Genomic DNA, 346 nt, shown 5'->3' with positions numbered 1-346 from the left:
ATCGTCATCCATACCTTTAACAAAGAATATTATCAGAAAGGTAAATTATCAGATTATGAGAAAATGTTAGAAGAATGTTTATTTGTACGTTCCGATAAAAGCGTTCTGATAAACGTTACTAATATTGACTACATTAAAAAAAATCAAGTATTTATGAAGAACGGCAAAATCTTATATGTCAGCAGAAATCATCTTGAAAAAATCACAAAAGCTTTTTTGAAATTTAGCAGAAACAGGTGGGTATAATGTCCGTTAGCGAGTTGATTATAGAAAGTCTGAATTGCCTTGTGGAGAGCATGGTTATAGTTTTCTATTTGTACAATATGATGAAAGAGGATTATAGATT

1 protein-coding gene is annotated in these 346 nt (G+C 29.8%); it reads left to right on the top strand.

Going from position 1 to position 346, the window contains the following annotated elements:
- On the top strand, positions 1-246 hold a 246-nt coding region (locus tag LI114_RS13820), incomplete at its 5' end, for a LytTR family DNA-binding domain-containing protein (RefSeq protein ID WP_227221148.1).
- Between the last annotated feature and the right edge of the window lie 100 nt (positions 247-346).

Origin of the sequence: Ruminococcus sp. 210702-SL.1.03 (genome assembly GCF_020559915.1) — a bacterium.
Lineage (GTDB): Bacteria > Bacillota > Clostridia > Oscillospirales > Ruminococcaceae > YE71.
The sequence above is the reverse complement of the archived record's forward strand: the minus strand, read 5'-3'. Positions and strand labels throughout refer to the sequence as shown.